The organism is Bordetella holmesii, from assembly GCF_020735985.1.
Lineage (GTDB): Bacteria > Pseudomonadota > Gammaproteobacteria > Burkholderiales > Burkholderiaceae_B > Bordetella > Bordetella holmesii.
Genome location: NZ_CP085973.1, coordinates 1,279,890 through 1,303,756 on the forward strand (window position 1 = coordinate 1,279,890; position 23,867 = coordinate 1,303,756).

The window sequence follows — 23,867 nt, forward strand, 5'->3', positions numbered from 1 at the left end:
ACATAATCCTATTCGCGCGTGGATTATGTTCGCTTTCTGTCGTACCAGGTTCGCTCGTGCCGCGCCTGTGGCGTGTGCAAACGCGGGCGTGCGGGCACCGAAGCCGGCAACCCGATCCGTCCATCCGACAGGGGCAATGATGGTGATCTGCGTATTGCGGCCCAGGCGCACGGCGGATGCCGAAGTACCGGCCACGGGCTGATGGCGTCGATGTCGACATTCAGGCCTGGCCAGGTACTCACGTTCCGACCCCGCGTCGACCCGCGCATGGGGCTGGTTCAGGGTGCGAACTTGCCGCCGCTTTGCGGGGTGCCGGAAGTCAGCCTGATAAACGGCGGCTCGACGAATCGGCCGTCAATCGCCTTCGGTCCACTCTACGCAAGCCCCTACCGAACACAGGTTTTCGACGAAATTGGGGTGCGCCCGGAGAATAGGCAGGGCATTGGTGATTTCCGAGCGGCCTTCGATACTGGCGGCCACCATCAGCAACGCGATGGCCACGCGAATGATATAGGGACTTTCGACCTTGGCCGGGGTGAGCGGCAGGCCGTCGAATGTGATGAGGCGGTGGGGATCGGAAAGAAAAACGTGGGCGCCAAACTTGGACAGCTCTCCCGACCAACCCATGGCGCCGTCGTAGACCTTGTTCCAGAACATGGCGCTGCCCTGCGCCCGTACGCCGAGCGCGATGAAAATGGGCAGCAGATCGACGGGCAGGTAGGGCCACGGGGCGGCTTCGACCTTGGTCAGGATGTTCTGGGTGAAGGGCCGGCGCACCTGCAGCGGGCCGTCGCAATGCGCCTGCGACCAGCCATCGTGATGCTCGACCTCAACGCCAAACTTGGCGAATGTGCGATCGATGAGAGGGAACTGCTCGGGAGCAGAGTTCTTGACCGTGATGGCGCCGCCGGTGATGGCCCCCAGCGCCAGAAAAGTGGCGATTTCGTGGAAGTCTTCGTCGAACCGGAATTCACCACCGCCCAGACGCTGGCCGCCTTCGATACGCAGATGGGACGTTCCGATTCCGCTGATGGGAACGCCCAGCATTTCCAGAAACCGGCAGAACTCCTGCACATGCGGTTCGGAGGCGGCATTGACCAGGGTGGACACCCCTTGAGCGGCTACGGCGCACAGGGCGAAGTTTTCCGTAGTGGTAACCGATGCGTAATCGAGCCAATGATCATTGGCCGCCATTTTCCCGTCGGCGCGCACGATTAGCGAATGAGGCGCGCGTTCGATGCGTGCGCCAAAGCGTTCGAACACTTCGACGTGCGGATCGATCTCACGCACGCCCAGCGTGCACCCCTTGACGTCGTTTTCCAGGCGGGCCACGCCAAAGCGCGCCAGCAAGGGCGGGACCAGCATGATGGACGAGCGCATTTCTTCGGGCAAATGATGGTGCGCCGGATCGAAAGCGGTATGGCAGTGGTGCAGGTCCAGAACGCCAGACGCAAAATCAACGTTTACATCGCTGCCCAGTTGCCGAAAGATGTCGAGGATCTTTTTGACGTCGGTGATTTCGGGCACGCCAATCAGCCGCAACGGCTGGTCGGTCAGAAGCGTGGCGCAGAGAATGGGCAGTACGGCATTTTTATGGTTCATCGAGGAATACCGGGGAATGCAGACCGGATCTTGAGGAAGAAGTACTCCTGATCGCGGTAGCCGTAGGCGCGGCGCTTGATGACTTTGATGGTGTTGTTGATGCCCTCGACGATGCTGGTGTTGAGCCGGTGGCGACAGCGAGACAGAATCCCGTGCAGATAGGCTTTTAGCTTGAGCGCGAAGTGAGCCAAGGCGGCGATGCCGCTGCCCTGAGCCTGTTGCAGCCAGTGATCCCATGCCTGGCGGGCGTAGCCGGGGTGTTGGTAGAACCACAGCTGTTTGAGCTCATCGCGCATCAGATAAGCGGTGAGCAAGGGCTGGTTGGCCTGGATCTCCAGCTCATAGGCCGTCGTCATGTCGATCGCTACGGCCCGGATCTGCTGGGCAACTCCTGTTGGCAGTTGTTCGAAGAAGGCTCTGGCCGTCTCGCGCGAGCGGCCATCACCGATCCATAGCACCTGACGGCGGATCGGATCGACAACGACCGTGGCATAACGATGGCCCTTGTGTAGAGCGAACTCGTCCATCGCTAGGTAGTGGATCTGGCTCCAGTCCGGCTCTTGGATCGCCCGTCGCAGCAGGGCCTTGTCCAGCGCCTTGACCGTGTGCCAACCCAGTTGGAAGAAGCGCGCCACGGCCAGAATGTTGCTGGACTCAAGCAACTGGCTGACCGCCTCGGCCAGCCGGTCGGTCACTCGCTGGTAACGGCCCAGCCAGCTCAGCCTCTCCAGATGCGGTCCACCGCACTGCTCGCACCAGACCCGCCGACGCGGCACTACCAGCGTCACTCGCAGCGCCATTAGCGGCAGATCCCGCACCCGGCGCGTGGTCGTCTCATGCACCTGCCGACATCGGTTGCCGCAGTGCTCGCAGTGCATCGTTCGCGCTGAAGGCTTCAGGTAAATCGTGACCGTCCGGCTCTCACCTTCAGGCCACACGACCCGCTCCACCCGATAACCTTCCCACCCACCCAACCTCTCGATCGTCTTGCGGTCCAGCATGATCCCGGCCTTGATCCTTGAAAAATCAAGGATCAAGCGTAACGGCAATCAAGCACGGCTCCACGCTATTCCGCGATGAACCTTTTTTATTGGCGGGAGGGACGATCTTGCCGCGCAATGCCGTGCCGCCATGAACGATCAAATGAGACATGATATTCAAACATGAAGTCAGGACAGTGCCTGAGGAAACTCGGGCAACGCAATGTCCGCGTGGCCAGGCAACACCCAGCGCGCGCACTCGCGGGTCGCGTCGATGCAGCCGCCTTCGGCGTAGACACCTTGCGGATCACGGATGCGCAGCATGCGCTGCAGTACCGCCTGGCACGCGGCCGGATCGGCTTTAGTTTGGGCGACCGAGGCTTCTACGATGTCTTCATCGATGAACAGCTTGCCTTCGGCATCGAGGCGCGCACCGTCACGCCAGTGAAAAATTTCCAGGCATTTATGCGTGAGCGTGTAAGGCTGATCGCGCTTCCAGAAGTTATTGAACAGGCCCGATCCAAGGTAGAACACCCACGAGCCCTCATAGCCTTCGACGTTGGAAGAATGCGGATCGGGGTTGCGAAACCAAAGCCGGTCACCCGGCACGTAAAAGCGTGGCGGCAACGGGTCATCGAGCGAGCCGTACTCGCGCAGGAACGCATCATGGAAACGCCCCGACATCACGGCGCGTGTCTCCCATTGGCGTTGCAACCTGGCATGGAGCTCCGGATTGCTTTGCTGCAGTTCTTGCGCGATGCCCAGCACGGTGACGTATTCGGTCGCGCGATAACACGAGAAGGCGTAGGTCTGCCCTGATACCTGAGGCTGGGTGGCCAGGGTTAGGCCTTCGATCAGCGAGCGGCCCGGCAGGATGGTAAAGCCGGTCGCTTCGTCGTATGTCCAGTATTGCGCCGGGCGCTCGGCCTGCTCGGTGTCAAACGCCAACGCGGTACGGGTCGCCGCGCGCACGATGTTGCGGCGCACACGGATTGCCGCTTCGAGCTCGGCCACGTCGGGGAAGGGAAAGGCAACCGGGCAGGCCAGCATGGCCAGCACGATTTCCTGCTCGAGATCGGCGTCCCCGCCCGTGTCCAATCCCAGGCTTTGGACCAAGCTGGTCGTGTCACCCTCTGGCAGGTGACGCGCGGCGAAGTCTGCGCGCGCGCGAATACGCCCGGATCCGTCAGCGGCGCTGTCGCACCATGCGTGCTGGTCCAGCCCCCGCGTATGCAGGAAGCGTTGGGCTGCAGCCAGGCTGTCAGAGGAGGCCGGAAGAATACGAATGCCGCCGGAATCGGCGGCGTAGGGGGCTGCACTGGGCTGCATGGATCAAGCACCTGATGGCGAACGCCGGTGGACACCGGCTTGGGTCGGGGCGGGTCTGGCGACCCGCGCATCCGCTACAGCATAAATCAGGCCGCACGGTCCGTGGGCGGCGCCGGCGTGGCTGGGGGGTCGGAAGGCGGCGGGCTTGTGGAGTCGGAGCGAGCCATCCACGCGATCAGCGAGGAGCGCATGGCCTCCTCGACGGACATATTGATTGGCGTTACCCATTCCGTGGGTACGAACACCGTGTAGCCTCCTATCATGTACCCCATGGGCAGATAGACGGCCACGCGTTCGCCAGGCAAGAAGCCTTCGGGCAAATCATCGGTGCCGCGGCGAGTGATCAGGCCCACCACCTCCAGGGGATTGCCGGGCATGCGCAGCACAACGACCTGTTGCGAGGTAGCCTTCGCGCTGGAGGAGAAATAGTCGGCAAAGCTCTTGAGCGACGAATAAATGCTCTTGACCACGGGCACGTTGGTAAACGGGATTTCCAGAAAGAGCACCACGCGCTGCACACGCTCTTTGGAGACCAGAAAGCCGATGGCCAGAATGGCCAGAATGCCCAGGAACAGCCCCAGGCCGGGGATGTAGAAATTGCCGATGAACGGACGCAGGAAGGTCAGCGCGATCGCTTCCGTCCATGCCAGGAAGATGAATAGCAAATACAGCGTGAGCGCGATCGGCAGAACGGTGATCAGGCCAAGAAAGAAATAGCGATATAGTCGTCGGGACATGTGATCAACTCCGGACAGCAGGTGTCCAATCAGGCGCCAATGGTACTCGAAGCCAGCCGCGCGGTATGGCTCAGCGGTCCACCGGCAAGTACAGCGATTCCTTGATCTCTTCCATCACGACATAACTGTGCGATTCGGCCGAGGCGGGCAGGCGTTTGAGAATCTCGCCCAACAGGCGGCGGTATTCAGCCATTTCGGTCAGCCGGGCCTTGACGAGATAGTCAAAGTCACCCGAAACCAGGTGGCATTCCATCACTTCCGGCACATACATCAACTCTTGCTTGACCTTGTCGAACACATCGCCCGACTTGGCCGAGAGCCGGATCTCCAGAAAAACCAGCAACGTTTTGCCCAGGGCGGCTGGATTCAGGCGCGCATGGTAGCCGGCAATCACGCCATCGCGTTCCAGGCGTTTGACACGTTCGGAGCACGGGGTGGCAGATAGGCTGACCTGCTCGGCCAGGTCGGTGATGGAGATGCGCGCGTTGCGCTGCAGGATATCGAGGATTCTTCGATCGATGCGATCCAGTTCGCGCATTTCACTCCCCGGCGGCAAGAAAGAGGGCGGATCCAGTGGAAGTTTAATGTTTTTTGCGTATATTTGGTGGTTTTCACTAGATATGCGGTCATAGACTACCCGAATCGACTTGGTAATATGAGAATCGCGGGGAATCACCATGCATATCATCGTCTTGGGCAGCGGTGTCATTGGTACGACGACGGCCTATTATCTGGCCCGGCAGGGTGCTCAGGTGACCGTACTGGATCGCCAGCCTGGTCCGGCTGATGAAACCAGTTATGCCAACGCCGGCCAAGTCTCCCCAGGGTACTCCACACCCTGGGCAGCCCCGGGCATTCCGGCCAAGGCGCTCAAATGGATGTTTCAGAAGCACGCACCGCTGGCCCTGCGGGTCGACGGCAGCCTCTGGCAATGACGTTGGCTGGCGGCCATGCTGGCCAATTGCACGGCGGGCCGCTATGCCGTCAACAAAGAGAGGATGTTGCGGCTGGCGGAATACAGCCGTGATTGCCTGCGCGAACTGCGCGACGAGACGGCCATTCAGTATGAACAGCGTACCCAGGGCACGCTGCAGTTGTTTCGAACCGAGGCGCAGATGCAGGCCGCACGGCGCGACATGGCCGTGCTGGAAGACGTAGGCGTGCCGTATGAGTTGCTCGATCGCAACCGCCTTCCTGTGGCCGAACCTGCGCTGGCGCGTTCGCTGAACAAGTTGGTCGGCGGTCTGCGCTTGCCCAATGACGAGACGGGCGACTGCCGACGTTTCACGCGCGCGCTGGCTGAGTTGGCCCGCGGTATGGGCGTTCAGTTCCGCTTTAACCAGGCCGTCGACGGCCTGGTGGTGGAAAATGGCCGGATCGGCGGCGTGCGGGTGGCGGATGAACTGTTGCGCGCCGACGCCTATGTTGCCGCTTTCGGCAGCTATACGCGGGACTTTCTCGCTCCGCTGGGGCTGGATCTGCCGGTCTATCCGGTCAAGGGGTATTCGCTCACGATCCCCATGACCGACGCGGCGGCCGCACCCGTATCTACCGTGCTCGATGAAACCTACAAGATCGCCATCACCCGTTTTGACGAACGCATCCGCGTCGGCGGCATGGCCGAGCTCGCCGGCTTTGATTTGCGCCTCAAGCCGCAGCGCCGCGCCACCCTCGAGATGGTGGTGCAGGATCTTTTCCCCGGGGCAGGGGATGTGGCTGGCGCGGAATTCTGGACGGGTCTGAGGCCCATGACCCCAGACAGCACGCCCATCGTCGGCCCGACGCGCTACGACAACCTCTTTCTGAATACCGGGCACGGCACGCTGGGCTGGACCATGTCCTGCGGCTCCGGCCGGCTCATGGCCGACATTGTCATGGGCTGCCAGCCTGCCATCCGCGCCGATGATCTGGCTATTTCGCGCTATCAGCGCACCGCGCGCGCTGCCGGTGATTTGCGCCTGGGGCAGAACGGGGCCTGACGCAAGGCAATCGCCCTGTCCGGTGCAGGGGCTTGTGCCACAATCCTGGCATGAGCTCCCGACCCGTTTCCTTCCTGCACACCGCCGACTGGCAGATAGGCCGACAGTACGGCCAGTTTGATGACGACGACGGCGCCGTACTGGCCGAGGCGCGGCTGGAGACGGTCGCACGACTGGCGGGGCTGGCGCATGAGCGCGGCGTCGACGCCGTGCTGGTGGCGGGCGACGTGTTTGATACCCAGGCCGTCTCGGACCGCACCATCAGGCGTCTGTTTGCGGCCTTGCAGGCCTACTCCGGTCCGTGGGTAATGATTCCGGGCAACCATGACGCGGCGCTGGCCGACAGCGTCTGGACCCGCGCCCAGCAACTGGGTTGCATTCCCGAAAACGTATCCGTCGCCTTGCAGGCAGGAGTGATCGAGCTGCCCGGTATGGCGGTGCTGGCCGCCGACTTGACCCAGCGACATACCTACGATGACGTCACCCGGGTTTTCGACGGCTTGGCAAGCCCGCCCGGGTTGCCGCGCGTGGGATTGGCGCATGGCAGTGTGGCGGGCCGACTGCCCGAGTCGGCCGACGCCGCCAATCCCATCGCCGCGGATCGAGCCGAGCGGGCGCGATTGGATTATCTGGCGCTGGGGGATTGGCATGGGTGTTTGCGTGTGGGCGAGCGCTGTTGGTATGCCGGCACGCCCGCACCAGATCGCTTTCGAGGCAACGAGCCCGGATATGTGTTGCACGTGCGGCTGCAAGGCGGCGCCGCCGAGGTGGAGCCCCTCAAAGTGGGGCGCTATCGATGGCAGGCCTGGACGGTCGCTCTCTCGGTCGAAGCCGATGCCGAAACGCTGGCGGTTCGCCTGGAAGAACTGCGCGCCGACGATGTGCTGCGTCTGACCTTGACGGGAACGGTTTCACTGGCTGCGTGGGAGCGCCTGGCGCAGGTCATCGGTCAGGCCCAAGCCCGCTTGCGAGCGCTGCGGTTGGATCAGGATGCGCTGACGCTGGAGCCACAGGAGACGGATTTCGCCGCTCTGGATGGCGGGGGCTATGTCGGTGACGTGGCCGCCCGATTGCGAGCGATGCAGGCGCAGTCGGATCCACAGGGGGCGCAGGTGGCGCGTGACGCCATGCGCATCCTGATGCGCATGGCGCGCGACGGGAGCGCGCCATGAAACTGCACCGGATTGTCCTGCAGGAATTCCGCAAGTTTCGCGACACCGCGGCGCTGGAGAACCTGCACACGGGCCTGAACATCATTGCCGGCGCCAACGAAACCGGCAAATCCACCTATGCGCTGGCCTTGCGGGCGGCGTTTCTCGAGCGTTATGGCACCAGCAAGGTTGCGGATCTCGCGCCCTACGGCTTGAGCGGCGCGCGCCCGTCGGTGACGGTCGCATTCGAGCATGCAGGCCATCAATACGAGCTGTGCAAGCAGTTTCTGCATCGGGCCCGCTGCGAACTGCGTATCGACGGGCAACGCCTGGAAGGCGAAGAGGCCGAACAGGCGCTGGCCAAGTTGCTGGGATTCGACATCCCTGGCCGCGGGCAGAGTAAGCCTGAGCACGCGGGCGTGCCCGGACTGCTGTGGATCGCCCAGGGCAGCGGGCAGGACATTGCTGAGCCAGCCCAACACGCCGCCGGACAGGTGCGCGAGGCCCTGACACAGATCACGGGCGAACTGGCCAGTCAGGGTGGCGACCGGTTGCATGCGCAGGTGCAGGAGGCGCGTGCCGCCTTGCTGGACGCACGTGGCGGCAAACCCAAGGGGGCTTACAAGGCGGCCGAAGACAACTGGTTGCGTCTGGGCCAGGCTCGGGAGGCCCTGCTGCGCGAAAGTGCTGAGCTGGAGGCCGATGTCGACCGGCTGGCCAGCTGGCGCGCCGAGTACGAGCAAAACGAAAGCCAGGCGCCTTGGCTGGCACTTGAAGCGCAGGCCGCACAAGCGCAAGCGCGCCTGCAGGCGTTGGCGCGCGAACAGGAGGCACTGGACCGCCTGCGTCAAGAGGCCGACGAGGCGCGGCGGCTCGCGCTGGCCTTGCGGGAGCAGATCGCCCGCGACCAGCAGGACTCCGAAGCCCTTGGCCAATTGCGCGCCGACGCGACGGCAGCAGCTCAAGCGGCGGCGCAGGCCAGCGACGTGGCAGCGCGCAACACGCAGGCGCGTCAACGGGCCGAGTCGGCGTTGCTTCAGGCGCGCGCGGCCCTCGAAAGCCTGCAGGAGGCGCGCCGACAAAGTGAGATGCGCGATGCGCTGCGCCGCGTCATCAATGATGAGGCACGCCTGACCGAAGCGCTACAGGCCGCCCAGGAATCCGCCATCCAGGGCGAGCGGATCCAGGCTCAGTTGGGTCAAATCCGTATCGACGCGGCTAGCTGTGAACTGTCAATAGGTTGTATTCGTCCAGGTTGAGTCTGGAGATGGGTACAGCGCGCCCGATGCCGTGGTGGGGTCGATGCCAGTTGTAGTGGTGTAGCCAGGATTTCATGGCATCGGCTCGGTGTTGGGAGTTCTGGTAGGTGTGAGCGTAAGCCCACTCACGCAAGGCCGACTGGATGAAGCGTTCGGCCTTGCCATTGGTCTGTGGGCGGTAAGGTCGGGTAAAGCGGTGCTTGATGCCCAGCTCATGGCACAGCGCGGCGAAGGCGCGGCTGCGAAAGGCCGAGCCATTGTCGGTGAGCAAGCGCTGGATGGTCACGCCCAGGCGCTGGTAGTAGGCCACTGCGTCCTTGAGGAACTGGACGGCGCTGGGGAAGCGCTCGTCGGGGTGGATGTCGGTGAAGGCCACGCGGGCGTGGTCATCGATGGCCACGAAGACGAAGTCCCAGCCGGCCCCCTCAACGGTATCGCGTCGGTTGCCCGTGACCCGGTGGCCAGGGCGCTGGATACGTCCCAGCTTCTTGATGTCGATGTGCAGCAGATCGCCGGGGGCCTGATGCTCGTAGCGCACCACCGGCTCGGCCGGCTCCAGGTCGGCCAGGTGCGACAGACCGGCGCGGGCCAGGACGCGGCTGACGGTGCTGGCTGACACGCCCAGCGCCTGGGCGATGCGCGCTTGGGTCAGCCGCTTGCGGCGCAGCTCCACGATAGCCAGCGCCTTGGCCGGCGCAATCGCTCGGGGCGAGACCGTCGGGCGCGAGGACGCATCGGCCAAGCCCGCCTGGCCCTGAGCCAGGAAGCGGCCCAGCCATTTGCGCACAGTCGGCGCGGTGACCCCATAGGCGCGGGCCGCTTCAGGCACACAAACTTGATGGGCGATCAATTGCTGGACCATTTCGAGTCGACGTAGGAAGGTCAATCGGGCATGCTTATGGGTGTTCATCCGGCCGGGCTCCTTGAGTGAACTGGGGGGTTGGCGATTTCCAGTTTCTCAAATCCGGTTCGGATGAACCATGCATACAACCTATTGAATCTTCACAGCTAGCCTGTCCGCGTTGCGCAAAACAGCCCACGAATGCGATACCTTGCGTCTGCGCCAGGAGCTTGCAGCCACTCGCATCCGTTATTCGCTGCCGCCCGACGTGGTGCTCAGCCTGGGTGAAAGCATTCTGCGAGACGAGGGCGAGGCCCTGTTGTCCGCGGCGACGGAACTGCGGTTGCCCGGCTTGGGCACGCTGTCTATTGAACCCGGCGGGCGGGATCTCCCCACGCTGCAGCGCGAGCTCGCTCAGGCTCAGGCAAGCTTGTCAAAGGGGCTGCAGGCGCTGGGCCTGGAAACGTTGGCGCAGGGCGAAGCACGTCTGGCCTTGGCCGAGGAATTGCAGCGGGAGCTGGCTCAGGTACGTGCCGCGCTGGCCGCACAGGCCCCTGAGGGCTTGGCGGCGCGGCGCGCGGAGCTGGCCGAGGTCACCAGCACGCGCGCGCAACTGCAGGCACGCCTGAGCGTCGAGGCGCCTGCCGCAGATCTTGAGCAAAAGCTGGCGGCGGCCGCTGATACGTTGCAGCGCTGCCAGGCCAGCTGCGAAGCCGCGACCCAACTGGCTCGCAAAGCCGACGCCGTCCAGATCGAGGCCCAAGGTCGGGCTGGCCTGTTGCGAGAACAGGCCGATAGCCGCCAGGCTGCCTTCGACACCGAGAACCAGGCTGCACGCCGCGCGGCGCGGGCAGTGCAATTCACGCAGGCCGAGCAGCGTGAGCAGGATTGCCGCAGGCGCGTCGAACACGCTGAGGCGGCGTTGGCTGAACATCGCCCGGAGCAGGTCCGACAAGACGCCGAGCGCTACGCGCGCTCGGCCGAACTGGCGCGCCAGGCGCAGCAGGACCGCCATGCGCGTCTGCTGCAATTGCAGGGCAAACTGGAGCAGGCTGGCGCGCAAGGGGTGGGTGAACGCCTGGCCGCCACCGAGGCCGAGTGGCAGCGAGCAGGCCGCCTACGAGAGGATTATGCCCGCCGCGCCGCCGCGCTGGATCTGCTGTGGCGGCTTCTCGACGAGCAGCGCGAGACGGCGACCCGCCGCTTGCTGCAGCCACTGGCCGAACGCTTGGCGCACTATCTAGGGCTGTTGTTTCCCGGGGCGGATTTGCGACTGGACGAGCAGTTGCTGCCCGTGGCGCTGGCGCGTGGCGGCATCGAGGATGCCCTGGCTGCCTTGAGCTTCGGCACGCGTGAACAGCTGGGTCTGCTGGCGCGGCTGGCCTATGCCGACTTGCTGCAACAGGCCGGCCGTCCCACACTGCTGGTGCTTGATGATGCGCTGGTGCACTCCGATGACAGCCGGCGCGAGCGGGTCAAACGCGCGTTGTTTGATGCCGCTACGCGTCACCAGATCCTGCTCTTTACCTGCCACGCTCAGGCGTGGCAGGACATGGGTGTACCGGTTCGCCAGCTCGACGCATTTACTCCGTGAGCTGAATCTTCTGCTCACGGGCGATCTTCTGGCGCAGCTCCAGTTCGCGCTTGATGAGTGCGGCATAGGCTTCCGGCGTGCCGCCGTCGATCTGCGAGCCGCCCTCGATCAGGCGTTGCGACGTGCGCGGGTCTTTCAACGCGCGTGCGGCGGCGTCATGCACCTTCTGCACCACGGCTGGCGGCACGCCGGCCGGGGCGACCAGACCGTACCAGGCCATATTGTTCATGGCCGGCATGCCAGCCTCGGCAAATGTAGGTACGTTGTCCAGCCCGGGGACGCGTTTGGTCGAGGCGACGGCCAGCGCACGCAGCTTGCCAGACTGGATATGCGGCATGGAGGAGGGCAGGTTATCGAACTGCGCGCTGACTTGCCCGGCGAGCGTGTCGTTCAGTCCCGGGCCCGAGCCTCGGTACGGGACGTGGATGAACTCCGGCGTGCCCGTCAGCGATTTGAACAACTCTCCATCCAGATGGGAGATGCCGCCCGTGCCGGCCGATGCATAGCTGTACTTACCCGGATTGGCCTTGAGCAGAGCGACGAACTCTTCCAGGTTTTTCGCGGGCACCTTGGGATTGACCGTCAGCACGTTGGGCACGTTGACCAGGTTGATGATCGGCGTGAAGTCTTTCAACGGGTTGTACGGCGTCTTGGGGTTGGTCGCCGGATTGGTGGCCATGGTGCTTACGGTGGCCATGCCCAGGGTGTAACCGTCGGCCGAGGACCGGGCGAGTGCCTCGGCGCCTATCGCGCCGCCGCCGCCGCCCTTGTTCTCGACCACGACGGGCTGGCCGAGCTCGCGTCCCAGGCTTTCGGCGACCACGCGCGCGACGATATCGGTGGTGCCGCCCGCGGCAAAAGGCACGATCAGGCGAATAGGCCGGTCAGGGTAGTCGGCCATCGCCTGCGAAGCGAAAGCGGTAGCGCCTAGCGCGACACACAGCAGAGTGCGGATTTTCATAGTGTTCTATCTCCTCAGCGCGGCAGGTCGTGGCCTCTTCCGCAATGTTGTGATGTGCCCGCGGCTTTGTGGGCCGGGCGCGGCATTCCACCCAAAAAACGCCGGCGGAGATAGGCGGATTTACCCGTAGGAGGGGGCGGGTGCTGGGCAACAAGCTGCTGTGATTGCACAATTATTGTGCAATGATCGTCGTGGTAAACGCTGTTATTGGTGCGTAATTTACAAGAATCTGATATTTTTTTGTCTGAGTCTCCTGGCCGTTTTGCCAGAACCCCTTCCGTAATGGCCCTCAGTGCGCTCGCCGCGCTGGTGGGATATGTTGTCTGTTCAGGACGGCGGCGAGCGGTAGTATGGATCGAGTCAGGGCGTCTTCCGATCGCCTAACAGGCTTCATGCCCGTCTTTCGCTTGCGCCAATAGACGGGCCGGACCTCTCCCGGAGCGCCATGTCGCTACTACTCATTCTCGCTCTGCCATTTGCTGGCAGCTTGTGCGCCGCCCTGTTGCCGGCAAATGCCCGCAATGCGGAAGCCTGGCTGGCTGGGCTGGTTGCGCTGGCAACCACCTTGCTGGTGGCCAGTCTTTACCCTCAGATCGCGGCGGGTGAGGTGATACGGGTCCAGATACCCTGGGCTCCGGCATTGGGTTTGCAGTTTGCCTTGCGCATGGACGGCTATGCCTGGCTGTTCTCCTTCATCGTATCGGGCATGGCGACCTTGGTCGTGCTCTATGCGCGTTACTACATGTCTCCCAAAGATCCGGTTCCGCGGTTCTTTTCATTTTTTCAGGCGTTCATGGCCGCCATGCTGGGCGTGGTGCTGTCGGGCAACCTCATCCAGCTGGTCATGTTCTGGGAGATGACCAGCCTGGCGTCCTTCATGTTGATCGCTTATTGGCACCATCGCGCCGATGCACGACGTGGAGCGCGCATGGCCTTGACGGTCACTGGCGCGGGTGGCCTCTGTCTGCTCGGCGGGGTGCTCCTGCTGGGCCACATCGTAGGCAGCTACGACATGGATGTGGTGCTGCGCTCGGGCGACCTGGTGCGTGCCGACCCCTGGTACCCGGCCGCGCTGGTGCTGGTTGCACTAGGCGCGCTGACCAAGAGCGCGCAGTTTCCCTTCCAGTTCTGGCTGCCCAACGCGATGGCGGCCCCCACCCCGGTATCGGCCTATTTGCACTCGGCCACCATGGTCAAGGCCGGTGTGTTTCTGCTGGCGCGATTCTGGCCTCTGCTGGCCGGCACGGATGAGTGGTTCTGGCTCATCGGCGGAGCCGGGCTGTGCACGCTGGTGCTGGGAGCCTACGCCGCCATATTCCAGCAGGACATGAAAGGTGTGCTGGCCTATTCCACCATCAGTCATCTGGGGCTCATCACGTTGCTGCTGGGCCTGAACAGCCCGCTTGCTCTGGTCGCGGCAGTGTTCCATATGGTCAATCATGCAATCTTCAAGGCCTCGTTGTTCATGGCCGCCGGCATCGTCGATCACGAAACCGGCACGCACGACCTCAGCCGGCTAAGTGGCTTGTATTCGGCCATGCCGTTGACGGCGACCATGGCGATGGTCGCTGCAGCCTCCATGGCCGGCGTGCCGCTGCTCAACGGTTTTCTGTCCAAGGAAATGTTCTTCGCCGAAACGACGTTTATCACCGGCGACCATGTCCTGGAGTATGGCTTGCCCCTGATGGCAACCATCGCCGGCGCCTTCAGTGTCACCTACTCGTTACGTTTCATCCTGCAGGTGTTTTTCGGTCCGCCCTCGACGGATCTGCCGCGTGCGCCGCATGAGCCGCCCCGCTGGATGCTGTTTCCCAGCGCATTGCTGGTATTGCTCTGTCTGGTGATAGGGGTGGCTCCGGGCCTGACCGTCGGGCCGGTGCTGGATATTGCCGCGCACAGCATCCTGGGGCCGGACATGCCGCAGTTCAGCCTGGCCGTCTGGCATGGTTTCAACCTGCCGCTGGTCATGAGTCTGGTGGCGATGACCGCGGGTGTGCTGCTGTATCTCGGGTTGCGGGCCCAGCAGGCGGCCCATCCGGGAAGGGTTCCATTCATCTATCGTCTGGACGGCCGGCGCACCTTCGAGTTTCTGTTCGAAGGCAGTGCGGTCGTGGCACGCTGGGTGCTGCGCCGCGTGTCCTCGCCACGCCTGCAAGTGCAGATGCTGATCATCATCAGCGTCACGCTGTTGGCAGCCTGGCTGCCCCTGCGCCTGCATGCCTGGCTCGACGGGCAGGGGCCGCGTACGCCCGCCGATCCGACCTTCTTGCTGCTCTGGCTGGCAGGCGGGGCCTGCGCGGTGGGCGCGGCCTATCAGGCCAAGTACCACCGCTTGGCGTCGCTGACGCTGTCCGGCGGGGCAGGGTTGGTGACCTGCCTGACGTTCGTATGGTTCTCGGCGCCCGATCTGGCCTTGACGCAGTTGGCCGTTGAGGTCGTAACCGTCGTCCTCTTGTTGCTGGGCCTGCGCTGGCTGCCACGGCGTATCGTGGGCGAAGGCGAGGACGTACGGCCGGACGTCAAGGCTCGCCTGCGGCGGGCACGGGATCTGGGCCTGGCCGCTTTGGCGGGGATATCCATGAGCGCGATTGCCTACGCCATGCTGACGCGCCCTCTGGGTGAAACGATTTCATCGTTTTTCGTCGAGGAGGCCTTGCCCGAGGGGGGCGGCACCAACGTGGTCAACGTCATTCTCGTGGACTTCCGGGGATTCGACACGCTGGGCGAAATCACGGTGCTCGGCATCGTGGCGCTGACGGTCTACGCCTTGCTGCGACGCTTCCGGCCGGCGCAGGAAAGCATCGAGATGCCGCGCCAGCAGCGGGAGCAGGATGGCTTGACGATGGGCGAGTTGCCGCCCAGTCCGGACGTCAAGTCGCCGCTGCCTCAGGGGGCGATGCGGATTCCCGCCGTGCTGGTACGCCTGTTGTTGCCTATCGCCGTATTGGTGTCGGTCTATCTGCTGCTGCGAGGACACAACTTGCCTGGCGGCGGGTTCGTCGGGGGCCTAGTCATGGCGACCTCGGTCATCCTCCAGTACATGGTGGGGGGCGTCTACTGGGTGGAGTCGCGCAGCCGGCTCAATCCGCAGCACTGGGTGGGCCTGGGATTGCTGGCTGCAGGTGCTGCCGCGATGTCGGCCTGGCTGGCGTTGCGGCCGTTTCTGTCGGCGCTGGCCTGGGACATCCATGTGCCGCTCATAGGAAAGATCCACCTTTCCAGTGTGCTGTTGTTCGATCTCGGCGTTTACATGTTGGTGGTGGGTGCCACGGTGCTTGTGCTGGTCGCGCTCGCTCACCAATCATTGCGGGCCCAACGCAAACTCGTCGCCGAAGCGCAGCAGGCCGATGCCGAAGCGCAGGCAGCAACGGCCGTCAAGGGGGCGTGATATGGAGTGGATCTACGCAATTGCCATTGGTGTGTTGGTAGGCTCAGGGGTGTGGCTCTTGCTGCGCCCGCGAACCTTCCAGGTCATCATGGGGCTATCGCTCATCTCTTACGCCGTCAATCTCTTCATATTCGGTATGGGGCGGCTGACGGTGGGCCGTCCTCCCGTGGTCGATCCCTTGGTGCCGCCAGATCCCAGCGTCTACGCAGACCCTCTGCCGCAGGCGCTGGTCCTGACCGCCATCGTCATCGGCTTTGCGACGACGGCCCTGTTTCTTGTGGTGCTGCTGGCCTCGCGGGGCCTGACAGGCACCGACCACGTTGACGGCCGGGAGCCTGAATCTTGATCGATTGGCAGCAACACCTTCCCATTTACCCCATCGTGGTGCCGCTCTTGGCGGGCGCGGTCATGCTGCTGCTGGCCGACACTCGCCGCCGCGAGCGCGCGGCCATCGCCGTGGTTTCTACGCTGCTGCAACTGGCAAGTGCCATCGCGCTGCTGTATCTGGCTTCCGGCGCAAACGGCGTCTGGCCTGATGGCATCGGCGTTTACCTGCCCGGCGACTGGCCGGCGCCTTTCGGCATCGTCCTGGTAGTCGACCGGTTGACCGCGGTCATGCTCACGCTTACCGCCACGCTGGGGTTGGCCACGCTCATTTATTCGCTGGCGCGCTGGGACCGTGCGGGAGTGCATTTCCACTCGCTGTTCCAGTTTCTGCTCATGGGCCTCAATGGCGCCTTCCTCACCGGCGATCTGTTCAATCTGTTCGTATTTTTCGAGGTGCTGCTGGCCGCGTCATACGGCCTGCTGCTGCACGGATCGGGCGCCACGCGGGTGCGGGCCGGCCTGCAATATATCGCGGTCAACCTGGTGGCTTCCTTTTTGCTGCTCATCAGCATCGCACTCATTTACGGCGTGACGGGCACGCTCAATATGGCCGATCTTGCGGTTCGCGCCGGCACGCTGGTCGGCGCCGATCGCAGCCTGTTCGAGGCCGGTGCCGCCATTCTGGGCGTCGCTTTTCTCGTCAAAGCGGGTGCTTGGCCGTTGAATTTCTGGCTTGTCAGCGGCTATGGATCGGCGTGTGCACCCGTGGCTGCCATGTTCTCCATCATGACCAAGGTGGGGATTTATGCTTTGCTGCGCATCGGTTCGCTCCTGCTACCGACGGGGGCGCCTTCGGCGTTCAGCCTGGATTGGATGTTCGCCGTCGGCTTGGCCACGCTGTGTTTCGCAGGCATCGGTATCTTGGCGTCGCAGCAAATGGAGAAGATCGCCGGTTACTGCGTCATCCTGTCGGCGGGCACCTTGCTGACGGCGTTGGGCATGCCAGGCGTGACATTGACCGGACCGGCATTGTTCTACCTTATCAGCTCGGTGCTGGCCACCGGCGCGTTCTTTCTGCTCATCGAGCTCATCGAGCGCACCCGCAGTTTCGGTGCCAACGTGCTGGCCGTGACGATGGACAGCTTTGATCTCGATGATCCGGCTGCGCCCAATCGTTCCGATGACGTCGTCGGGGTGGCGATCCCCGCTGCCATGGCCTTTTTGGGGCTGGCGTTCACCGCCTGCGCGCTGTTGGTCACCGGCTTGCCGCCCCTGTCGGGCTTCGTTGCTAAATTTTCTTTATTGTCGTCAGCGGTCTCGGCGGCCAACACATCGGCTCCGCCGCTGGACGCTTGGCTCCTGGTGGCAGGAGTTCTGTTGTCCGGCCTGGCTGGGCTAATGGCATTGGGCCGGACAGGGATACGCGTATTCTGGAGCAGCGAAGACCGCACCACGCCGCGGCTGCGGGTGATCGAAGCCGGCCCCGTGGCGGTTCTCATCCTGTTATGTGTGGCGTTGACCGCCGCAGCCGGGCCGATTTCGGCCTATCTGGATGCCGCCGCCCAATCGCTGGATACGCCAACCGCCTATATCGAAGCCGTGCTATCCAAGCAGCCCGTGCGCGTGATCGGGGAGGGGCACTGAGATGCGCGAGATCATCGGTAAAACGCTCCTGCCGCTGGGTATCTTCCTGCTTTGGCTGGTGCTCAACGAGTCGTTGTCCTGGGGGCAGGCCGCCGTGGGTGCGGCTCTGGCGGTGTGGCTGGGGTGGGCATCGACCCGGCTGCGCCCGCTACAGGCCCGCCCGCGCCGCTTCTATTTGCTGCCTGGCTTGTTCTGCCGCGTCTTGTTGGACATCATCCGCTCGAACTGGGCTGTTACCCAACTGATCTGGCGGCCGCATTCAGACATGTCCCCTGGGTTCATGCACATTCCTTTGACCATGCGCGACCCTCATGGTCTGGCCATGCTGGTTTGCATCCTCACCTATACACCGGGGACCGTGGTCGTGGAAATCTCCGACGACCAGGATCTGACCTTGCATGTGCTGGACCTGCAAAACGAGGAAGAATGGGTGGCCCTGGTCAAGGGACGCTACGAGCGCACATTGATGGAGGTGTTCGAATAATGGGGCTGTTACTTTATTTGTCGGCTTCTTTCGCGCTGACCTGCTTTGCGGTCGGCCTGGGCTGCGCCGTGATCCGTATACTGCGCGGCCCGACGGCTCAGGACCGCGTGCTTGGCCTGGATGCGGTCTATATCCAGGGCATGCTCATCATGTTGGTCTTCGGTATCCGGGAAGGGACGGGGGTTTACTTCGATATTGCGCTGCTGATCGCGCTCTTCGGCTTTGTAGGCTCGACGGCCATGGCGAAGTTTCTGCTGCGAGGGGAGGTCATCGAACCATGATAGGCGCCGATATTCCCTGGTGGATCGCGGTACCGGCCAGCCTGTTGCTGATCGCCGGCGGCCTGCTGGAGCTGACCGGCGCGGTGGGGTTGCTGCGCTTTGGCCATTTTTATGCGCGAATTCATGCTCCTACGCTGGCCAATACGCTGGGGGCTTGCAGCGTCCTGTTGTCATCGATCCTGGTATTTTCCTACCTGGCGTCGCGCCCGGTGTTCCATGAAGTGGTGATCATCATCCTGCTGGTGCTGACATCGCCCGTCACCGGAATGATGCTTATGCGCGCGGCGGTCTACCGCAATCGCGACGCCGAAGTCGGGCCCAATGTACCGCGCACCAGCGCCAGCAGTGAGCCTTGAGGCGATTACGCTTGGACAGCTCTGTAACATTTCGCGCAAGATCCATGGGCGAGATTTGCGTAAGGTAGAGACGTTACAGCTGTCAGCTTTGGTCCCCCGGGATGTGTCCCGGCCTAGAACCCAAACAGGAGAAGACCATGAATCAACCTCAAACCCTCCGCCACCGCTGCGTGAACGCCACCGCCGGATCGTTGCTGGCCTTGACGGCGGCGCTTTGGGCGATCAGCCCGGCGCATGCTGCCGAACCGTCCAACACGCCCGACGCTGTCTATAAACGCGAAGTCGCCCGCTGCAACGCTGGCATGAGTGCGCAGGATCGCAAAACCTGCCTGCGCGAAGCCGGCGCCGCACGCGACGAAGCCAAGCGAAATCGTCTGAGTACGGGATCGACCAGCCACGAGCAGAATCGCACTCGGCGCTGTGACGCGCTGCCTGCCCTGCAACGGCAGGATTGCATCACGCAGATGACCGATCCGGCCAACACGACCACGCGCGGTAGCGTCGACGGTGGCGGGGTGATGCGCGAAACCGTCATTCCCGTGCCCGCCGGGACTCCGGGTTCCACCATGCAGAATAATCTGCCGCCGGCGGGCACGCCGTCGGGCCTGCAACCGGCCGCCGCGCCGATGCGTTGATCGACAAACGCGGGACGGCGTCTGCCGTCCCGCAGCAGTGCATGCGGCATTCAGGCAAAATGTGGGCTCTTTCACTTGAGCTATCCCCCGAATGTCCGACGTCATCGCCCTGGTATTCGACTTCGACGACACGCTGGCTCCAGACAGCACCACGGGCTTTCTCGAAAGCATTGGTGTCGATACGGCGGCCTTCTGGAAGGACTCCGTTGATCCGCTGCTGTCTCAGCAGGACTGGGACCCCGTTCCTGCCTATCTCTACCGCATGATAGAACTGTCCCGCCAGGGCAAGCATGGCCCGATCACGCGCGAACAGCTGCAACAGTGGGGCGCCAGACTGCCCTTGCATAAAGGGGTGCCCACACTTTTCGAGCGCCTGCGCCAGGCCGTGCGCAGTACGCATCCGCGTATTCAGCTCGAGTTCTATCTCATCTCGAGTGGCATCGGCGATATCGTTCGTTCTACGCCTATCGCTGCCGAGTTCACCGATATCTGGGCCAGCGAGTTCATCTACGATGAGGCCGGCGGCATCTGTTTTCCGCGTCGCATTGTCAGCTTTACCGACAAGACACGGTATCTCTTTCATATCCAGAAAGGGCTGGTGGGGCCGGAGTTTCGCAACCGGCCCTTCGAGGTCAATCGTAAGGTGTCGGAAGATCGTCTGCGCGTGCCCTTGGACCAAATGGTCTTCGTCGGCGATGGCTATACCGACATTCCCTGCTTTTCTCTTATCCGGCGCGCCGGCGGCTATGCGTTTGGTGTTTGGGATCCGAGCCATCGCGACAAGCGCAGCCGGGCCTGGGGGTTTGTCGAGCAGGGCCGCGTCTCCAATCTCAATTTCGCGCGCTACGACGAAGAGGCCGAGCCATATCAGTTGCTTGAGGCCGCGCTTATCGGGCTGGCCGGTAGTGTCTCGTTGAAGTCCAGAGCCTACGGTGGCTGAGGACGCGACGGCGGTGACCGATGACGTGTTCATGCAAATGGCGCTGGATCAGGCGCGCCTGGCCTATGCAGCCGGCGAGGTGCCCGTGGGCGCCATTGTTGTCAGTGCGCAGGGCGAAGTGCTGGGCATGGGTTACAACCGCACCATCATGGATGCGGATCCCACCGCGCATGCCGAAGTTGTGGCGCTGCGCGCAGCCGCAGCTCAGTTGGGCAACTACCGCTTGCCGGGTTTGGCGCTTTACGTCACGCTTGAGCCTTGTGTCATGTGCATCGGCGCCATGCTGCACGCCCGACTGGCACGCGTGATCTATGGCGCGCAGGATCCCAAGACTGGCGCGTGCGGCAGCGTGCTCGATGTCGGCGCTGTCGGCCAACTCAATCATCACACCACAGTAACCGGAGGTGTGCTTGCACAGCCTTGCGCGGACCTTCTGCGCACGTTCTTTCGTGAGCGCCGCCAAAAGGAAAAAACACGATGAACCCCCCCCGTAAGACAGGTCACGAAGGCCATGATCACGATCACGGCCATACCTGCGGGCTGACCTGCGAGCACCACGTCGCACCTTCCGGCGGTATTTACCTCATTTCGCCGTCGTCGGCCGTGCGCGATCCGCAAACCGTCGAGCTTGCCCGAGAACGGCTGGCGGCCGAAGGCTTCAAGACCGTGCTCGATCGCGCGGCGCTGGCTACGCATCAGCGCTTTGCGGGCACGGATAAACAACGCCTTGCCGGCCTGGCGCGTGCCGCCGCGCAGAAACAGCCCATCGTCATGGCAACGCGTGGCGGCTATGGATTGTCACGCCTGTTGCCGCACATCGACTGGAAAGCCATGGCCGACAGCGGCAAGCGGTTTGTCGGCATGAGCGACTTCACTGCTTTCAACCTGGCCTTGCTGGCGCAGACCGGAGCGGTAAGTTATACGGGCGCCACGGCCGTGCGGGATTTCGGTGGCAAGCGCATCGATCCGCTTACTGTCGCCCTGTTTGGCGAAATCATGCGTGGCGAACTGGAAATCCTCAGCTTCGAAACCGCCGATGCGGATTCCGTCGATGCGCGCGGCGTACTGTGGGGTGGCAACTTGGCGACACTCGTTTCCCTGCTCGGCACGCCTTATTTCCCCAAAGTGCGTGGCGGTATTCTGTTTATCGAAGACGTATCCGAGCATCCCTACCGCATCGAGCGCATGCTGGCCCAACTGGCGCAGGCTGGCGTGCTGCAAAAGCAGAAGGCCATCCTGCTGGGCAGTTTCACCGACTATAAGCTGGCCGAGCATGATCAGGGCTACGATTTACCTGAAGTCATTAAATGGTTGCGCCGCGAGGTTAAGGTGCCGGTCATCGTCGGCCTGCCCTACGGTCACGGCAATCTCAAGGCGACGCTACCCATTGGTCAGAAAGTGGGCGTGGCCACCGAGCGCGGCCTGGCCCACCTGGTGATCGACGAACATCACCATTGACCCTGGACGCCGGCTGATTGCCCTGCTTGCGGCCTGCCGCAAGCAGGGCAGCGCGTAAATCCCCCGGGCTTGGTACACTGTCAGGTTTACTAGACCGGCAACGAGCTTGGGGCTTTTTTTGCGCTTCGCTTTGCATGCCGGGCCGGCCCGCGGCCTTTTGCCGTCGATGACATCGGGCGCACGACCATCAGATGGCCAGCAGGCCGCCGATATCGTCGGGCGCTTCGGGCCTGTATCAGCATAAACAGACACCGTGATCTCTACCGCCAATCTCACCATCCAGTTTGGTCCCAAGCCGCTTTTCGAAAACGTCAGCGTCAAGTTCGGCGAAGGCAACCGCTATGGCCTTATCGGGGCCAACGGCTCGGGCAAGTCCACCTTCATGAAGATTATTGGCGGTGACCTCGAGTCTTCCGCCGGCAATGTTTCGCTTGAGCCGGGCGTGCGCCTGGGCAAACTGCGTCAAGATCAGTTCGCCTTCGAAGACATGCGCGTGCTGGATGTGGTCATGATGGGCCACAGCGAGATGTGGGCTGCGATGACCGAACGCGACGCCATCTACGCCAACGCCGAGGCTACCGAAGACGATTACATGCGCGCGGCCGACCTCGAGGCAAAGTTCGCCGAGTACGATGGCTATACGGCCGAAGCGCGTGCCGGCGAGTTGCTGCTCGGTCTGGAAATCGCCGTGGATCAGCACAATCTGTTGATGCGCGAAGTTGCTCCCGGCTGGAAGCTGCGCGTGCTGCTGGCCCAGGCACTGTTCTCCAATCCCGACGTGTTGCTGCTCGACGAGCCGACCAACAACCTGGATATCAACACCATCCGTTGGCTGGAGACCGTGCTCAATGGTTATCAGAGCACGATGATCATCATCAGCCACGACCGTCACTTCCTGAACCAGGTGTGCACGCACATGGCCGATGTGGACTACGGCGATATCCGCATCTATCCCGGCAACTATGACGACTATATGCTGGCCTCGACGCAGGCGCGCGAGCGCCTGACGGCCAACAATGCCAAGGCCAAAGAGCGCATCACCGAGCTGCAGGACTTCGTGCGTCGCTTTGCGGCCAACAAGTCCAAGTCGCGCCAGGCCACCTCGCGCCTGAAACAGATCGACCGCATCAAGGCCGATCAGGTCGAGGTCAAGCCGTCTTCGCGCCAGAACCCCTACATCCGTTTCGAGCAGAACAAGGTCATGCACCGTCAGGCGGTGACGATAGACCGCCTGTCCAAGAGTTACGACGCGCCGGTCATCCGTGACTTCTCGGCCATGGTCGAGGCGGGCGAAAAGATCGCCATCATTGGCGCTAACGGCGTGGGCAAGACCACGTTGCTGCGTCTGCTTGCCACGGATCTGGCGCCGGACTCGGGTTCGGTCAAATGGTCGGAGAACGCCGACATGGGCTATATGGCCCAGGACGTCTCAGATCAATTCCACCAGACCGACATCAACCTGTTCGATTGGATGTCGGAATACCGTCAACCGGGCGATGACGACCAGGCCATACGGTCGGCTCTGGGGCGGTTGCTGTTTTCCAGCGATGATCTGCCCAAGGCCCCCAACGTGTTGTCTGGCGGCGAGAAAAACCGCATGACGTTTGGCCGCCTCATGCTGGGGCGCCACAATGTGTTGCTGCTCGACGAACCCACCAACCACCTGGACATGGAATCCATCGAGTCGTTGCAGTTCGCGCTGGAGAAATTCGAGGGCACGCTGATTTTCGTCTCGCATGACCGCGAATTCGTCTCTGGTCTGGCTACGCGCATTATCGAAATCCTGCCTTCGGGCGAGATCGTCGATTATCGCGGTGGCTACGAAGACTATCTGGCCTCGCGTGGCATCGAAGCATGATGGGCCGGTGAGGGCTGCCTTGGCCGGCGGCCGGATCCTGCCAAAAGGCTGCCGCGGGGCAGC

The 23,867-nt window shown here is 63.0% G+C and carries 21 protein-coding genes and 1 pseudogene; 15 read left to right on the plus strand and 7 right to left on the minus strand.

Translation table 11 applies throughout. The features are described from left to right. Nucleotides 1-354: 354 nt before the first annotated feature. The 5 genes from LK440_RS06115 to LK440_RS06135 form a co-directional block, all read right to left on the minus strand. Nucleotides 355-1,602, minus strand: coding sequence for a UDP-N-acetylglucosamine 1-carboxyvinyltransferase (locus LK440_RS06115; protein WP_005014212.1), 1,248 nt, complete (start codon nt 1,600-1,602; stop codon nt 355-357). Beyond that, complete coding sequence (locus LK440_RS06120; RefSeq protein WP_005012353.1) at nt 1,599-2,603, minus strand: ISL3 family transposase; 1,005 nt, start codon at nt 2,601-2,603, stop codon at nt 1,599-1,601. The genes LK440_RS06115 and LK440_RS06120 overlap by 4 nt, the downstream gene beginning before the upstream one ends. A gap of 168 nt (nt 2,604-2,771) precedes the next feature. Beyond that, complete coding sequence (locus LK440_RS06125) at nt 2,772-3,911, minus strand: hypothetical protein (protein WP_005014211.1); 1,140 nt, start codon at nt 3,909-3,911, stop codon at nt 2,772-2,774. An 86-nt stretch (nt 3,912-3,997) separates the two neighbouring features. After that, complete coding sequence (locus tag LK440_RS06130) at nt 3,998-4,648, minus strand: DUF502 domain-containing protein (RefSeq protein WP_005014210.1); 651 nt, start codon at nt 4,646-4,648, stop codon at nt 3,998-4,000. A 70-nt stretch (nt 4,649-4,718) separates the two neighbouring features. Beyond that, a complete protein-coding gene (locus LK440_RS06135) occupies nt 4,719-5,186 on the minus strand; it encodes a winged helix-turn-helix transcriptional regulator (protein ID WP_005014203.1) in 468 nt (155 codons plus the stop codon). A 139-nt stretch (nt 5,187-5,325) separates the two neighbouring features. Here LK440_RS06135 and LK440_RS06140 point away from each other — a divergent pair. From LK440_RS06140 to LK440_RS06150, 3 genes and pseudogenes are all read left to right on the plus strand, one after another. Beyond that, nucleotides 5,326-6,627, plus strand: a pseudogene (locus LK440_RS06140) (D-amino acid dehydrogenase). A 50-nt stretch (nt 6,628-6,677) separates the two neighbouring features. Further along, the gene (locus tag LK440_RS06145) at nt 6,678-7,799 is read left to right on the plus strand and encodes a metallophosphoesterase family protein (protein WP_005014202.1); all 1,122 of its coding nucleotides are present in this window, start codon (nt 6,678-6,680) and stop codon (nt 7,797-7,799) included. Beyond that, nucleotides 7,796-9,037: an AAA family ATPase gene (locus tag LK440_RS06150; protein ID WP_005014200.1), complete on the plus strand. Its 1,242-nt coding sequence runs from the start codon at nt 7,796-7,798 to the stop codon at nt 9,035-9,037. Before LK440_RS06145 ends, LK440_RS06150 begins: the two co-directional genes overlap by 4 nt. Here LK440_RS06150 and LK440_RS06155 read toward each other — a convergent pair. Then, nucleotides 8,997-9,947, minus strand: a complete 951-nt coding sequence (locus LK440_RS06155) for an IS481-like element IS481 family transposase (protein ID WP_005012650.1) — start codon at nt 9,945-9,947, stop codon at nt 8,997-8,999. The genes LK440_RS06150 and LK440_RS06155 overlap by 41 nt on opposite strands. Before the next feature lie 112 nt (nt 9,948-10,059). Between LK440_RS06155 and LK440_RS06160 the strand changes: the two genes are divergently transcribed. Further along, nucleotides 10,060-11,472, plus strand: coding sequence for an ATP-binding protein (locus LK440_RS06160; RefSeq protein ID WP_017685513.1), 1,413 nt, complete (start codon nt 10,060-10,062; stop codon nt 11,470-11,472). On the opposite strand, the gene LK440_RS06165 is transcribed toward LK440_RS06160, so the two are convergent. Further along, nucleotides 11,462-12,433, minus strand: coding sequence for a Bug family tripartite tricarboxylate transporter substrate binding protein (locus tag LK440_RS06165; RefSeq protein ID WP_005014197.1), 972 nt, complete (start codon nt 12,431-12,433; stop codon nt 11,462-11,464). The two genes, LK440_RS06160 and LK440_RS06165, sit on opposite strands and share 11 nt — an antisense overlap. 445 nt (nt 12,434-12,878) lie before the next feature. On the opposite strand from LK440_RS06165, the gene LK440_RS06170 reads away from it, so the two are divergent. From LK440_RS06170 to LK440_RS06220, 11 genes are all read left to right on the plus strand, one after another. Continuing rightward, nucleotides 12,879-15,821 carry a monovalent cation/H+ antiporter subunit A gene (locus LK440_RS06170; protein ID WP_005019567.1) on the plus strand — a complete coding sequence of 981 codons (2,943 nt, stop codon included), beginning with the start codon at nt 12,879-12,881 and terminating at the stop codon, nt 15,819-15,821. A gap of 1 nt (nt 15,822) precedes the next feature. After that, nucleotides 15,823-16,167 (plus strand): Na+/H+ antiporter subunit C, encoded by a 345-nt coding sequence (locus LK440_RS06175; RefSeq protein WP_005014186.1) that lies wholly within the window; start codon nt 15,823-15,825, stop codon nt 16,165-16,167. Continuing rightward, nucleotides 16,164-17,792 (plus strand): monovalent cation/H+ antiporter subunit D, encoded by a 1,629-nt coding sequence (locus LK440_RS06180; protein ID WP_005014185.1) that lies wholly within the window; start codon nt 16,164-16,166, stop codon nt 17,790-17,792. The genes LK440_RS06175 and LK440_RS06180 overlap by 4 nt, the downstream gene beginning before the upstream one ends. Nucleotide 17,793: 1 nt before the next feature. Next, nucleotides 17,794-18,276 carry a Na+/H+ antiporter subunit E gene (locus LK440_RS06185; RefSeq protein WP_005014183.1) on the plus strand — a complete coding sequence of 161 codons (483 nt, stop codon included), beginning with the start codon at nt 17,794-17,796 and terminating at the stop codon, nt 18,274-18,276. Beyond that, nucleotides 18,276-18,557 carry a K+/H+ antiporter subunit F gene (locus LK440_RS06190; protein ID WP_005014182.1) on the plus strand — a complete coding sequence of 94 codons (282 nt, stop codon included), beginning with the start codon at nt 18,276-18,278 and terminating at the stop codon, nt 18,555-18,557. Before LK440_RS06185 ends, LK440_RS06190 begins: the two co-directional genes overlap by 1 nt. Further along, on the plus strand, nt 18,554-18,913 hold the full coding sequence (gene mnhG, locus LK440_RS06195; RefSeq protein WP_005014180.1) for a monovalent cation/H(+) antiporter subunit G: 360 nt from the start codon (nt 18,554-18,556) through the stop codon (nt 18,911-18,913). The genes LK440_RS06190 and mnhG overlap by 4 nt, the downstream gene beginning before the upstream one ends. A gap of 137 nt (nt 18,914-19,050) precedes the next feature. Further along, a complete protein-coding gene (locus LK440_RS06200; RefSeq protein ID WP_005014177.1) occupies nt 19,051-19,548 on the plus strand; it encodes a hypothetical protein in 498 nt (165 codons plus the stop codon). Nucleotides 19,549-19,639: 91 nt separating this feature from the next. Beyond that, on the plus strand, nt 19,640-20,488 hold the full coding sequence (locus LK440_RS06205) for a haloacid dehalogenase-like hydrolase (protein ID WP_005014175.1): 849 nt from the start codon (nt 19,640-19,642) through the stop codon (nt 20,486-20,488). A 31-nt stretch (nt 20,489-20,519) separates the two neighbouring features. Beyond that, nucleotides 20,520-20,969, plus strand: coding sequence for a tRNA adenosine(34) deaminase TadA (gene tadA, locus LK440_RS06210; RefSeq protein ID WP_230580966.1), 450 nt, complete (start codon nt 20,520-20,522; stop codon nt 20,967-20,969). Continuing rightward, a complete protein-coding gene (locus LK440_RS06215) occupies nt 20,966-21,946 on the plus strand; it encodes an LD-carboxypeptidase (RefSeq protein WP_005019565.1) in 981 nt (326 codons plus the stop codon). Before tadA ends, LK440_RS06215 begins: the two co-directional genes overlap by 4 nt. Nucleotides 21,947-22,199: 253 nt before the next feature. Next, a complete protein-coding gene (locus LK440_RS06220) occupies nt 22,200-23,804 on the plus strand; it encodes an ABC-F family ATPase (protein WP_005014169.1) in 1,605 nt (534 codons plus the stop codon). The last annotated feature ends 63 nt before the right edge of the window (nt 23,805-23,867 follow it).

What these genes read in the sequence shown, in the direction of transcription:
- LK440_RS06120 (WP_005012353.1), bottom strand. Translation starts at nt 2,603, where the DNA reads ATGCTGGACCGCAAGACGATCGAGAGGTTGGGTGGGTGGGAAGGTTAT.
- LK440_RS06215 (WP_005019565.1), top strand. Translation starts at nt 20,966, where the DNA reads ATGAACCCCCCCCGTAAGACAGGTCACGAAGGCCATGATCACGATCAC.
- LK440_RS06200 (WP_005014177.1), top strand. Translation starts at nt 19,051, where the DNA reads ATGAATCAACCTCAAACCCTCCGCCACCGCTGCGTGAACGCCACCGCC.
- LK440_RS06185 (WP_005014183.1), top strand. Translation starts at nt 17,794, where the DNA reads ATGCGCGAGATCATCGGTAAAACGCTCCTGCCGCTGGGTATCTTCCTG.
- LK440_RS06125 (WP_005014211.1), bottom strand. Translation starts at nt 3,911, where the DNA reads ATGCAGCCCAGTGCAGCCCCCTACGCCGCCGATTCCGGCGGCATTCGT.
- LK440_RS06130 (WP_005014210.1), bottom strand. Translation starts at nt 4,648, where the DNA reads ATGTCCCGACGACTATATCGCTATTTCTTTCTTGGCCTGATCACCGTT.
- LK440_RS06175 (WP_005014186.1), top strand. Translation starts at nt 15,823, where the DNA reads ATGGAGTGGATCTACGCAATTGCCATTGGTGTGTTGGTAGGCTCAGGG.
- LK440_RS06145 (WP_005014202.1), top strand. Translation starts at nt 6,678, where the DNA reads ATGAGCTCCCGACCCGTTTCCTTCCTGCACACCGCCGACTGGCAGATA.
- LK440_RS06135 (WP_005014203.1), bottom strand. Translation starts at nt 5,186, where the DNA reads ATGCGCGAACTGGATCGCATCGATCGAAGAATCCTCGATATCCTGCAG.
- LK440_RS06150 (WP_005014200.1), top strand. Translation starts at nt 7,796, where the DNA reads ATGAAACTGCACCGGATTGTCCTGCAGGAATTCCGCAAGTTTCGCGAC.
- LK440_RS06115 (WP_005014212.1), bottom strand. Translation starts at nt 1,602, where the DNA reads ATGAACCATAAAAATGCCGTACTGCCCATTCTCTGCGCCACGCTTCTG.
- mnhG (WP_005014180.1), top strand. Translation starts at nt 18,554, where the DNA reads ATGATAGGCGCCGATATTCCCTGGTGGATCGCGGTACCGGCCAGCCTG.
- LK440_RS06205 (WP_005014175.1), top strand. Translation starts at nt 19,640, where the DNA reads ATGTCCGACGTCATCGCCCTGGTATTCGACTTCGACGACACGCTGGCT.
- LK440_RS06190 (WP_005014182.1), top strand. Translation starts at nt 18,276, where the DNA reads ATGGGGCTGTTACTTTATTTGTCGGCTTCTTTCGCGCTGACCTGCTTT.
- LK440_RS06165 (WP_005014197.1), bottom strand. Translation starts at nt 12,433, where the DNA reads ATGAAAATCCGCACTCTGCTGTGTGTCGCGCTAGGCGCTACCGCTTTC.
- LK440_RS06155 (WP_005012650.1), bottom strand. Translation starts at nt 9,947, where the DNA reads ATGAACACCCATAAGCATGCCCGATTGACCTTCCTACGTCGACTCGAA.
- tadA (WP_230580966.1), top strand. Translation starts at nt 20,520, where the DNA reads ATGCAAATGGCGCTGGATCAGGCGCGCCTGGCCTATGCAGCCGGCGAG.
- LK440_RS06170 (WP_005019567.1), top strand. Translation starts at nt 12,879, where the DNA reads ATGTCGCTACTACTCATTCTCGCTCTGCCATTTGCTGGCAGCTTGTGC.